Below are 470 nucleotides of genomic sequence, written 5' to 3'. Positions count from 1 at the left end.
CCTCCATCGTCGACCTGTTGAAGCTGCTGAGCCTGGATAGCAGCCTGCAGTCGCGCAAGGAACTCGCTGGCGAACTCGGCTATAGCGGCGACACGAACGATTCGGCCACCATGAATATCTGGCTGCATCGGCAGGTAATGAACAAGCTGGCGGCAAATGGCGGCAAGGTGCCGGCAGACCTGAAGGACTAATCAATCCGGCTCGAAAGTCCCCTGGCGACAGGGGGCCGTCCATTTTGATGCGACCCGCACCGCGCTTGCGCAGAATCAATGCAAGCGGCTGCACATGACGGAAACGCCGTCAACCTGGCATTCAGGCAACGCATTGAAGCAGGGCAGGCTTTCCTGCCAATTCACTGGAGACATGAAGATGATTAAAACTTTATTGATTGCAATTTCCGCGCTCGCGTTCAGCTCGGTGGCCTTTGCCGCAGCCCATACCGGCGCACCCACCACGCCTCCCTCGAAGGA

At 58.1% G+C, this 470-nt stretch carries 2 protein-coding genes; one reads left to right on the top strand and one right to left on the bottom strand.

The features are described 5' to 3' along the window. The coding region (locus D7V77_RS42500; protein WP_120581771.1) for a DUF3597 family protein at positions 1-191 on the top strand (191 nt) is incomplete at its 5' end. Between the two features lie 75 nt (positions 192-266). Here the strand turns inward: D7V77_RS42500 and D7V77_RS44135 are convergent. Next, positions 267-470 (bottom strand): hypothetical protein (locus D7V77_RS44135; protein ID WP_158624603.1); only part of this gene is annotated, 204 nt, incomplete at its 5' end.

The organism is Corallococcus sp. CA041A, from assembly GCF_003612075.1.
GTDB classification, from domain to species: domain Bacteria; phylum Myxococcota; class Myxococcia; order Myxococcales; family Myxococcaceae; genus Corallococcus; species Corallococcus exiguus.
The sequence above is the reverse complement of the archived record's forward strand: the minus strand, read 5'-3'. Positions and strand labels throughout refer to the sequence as shown.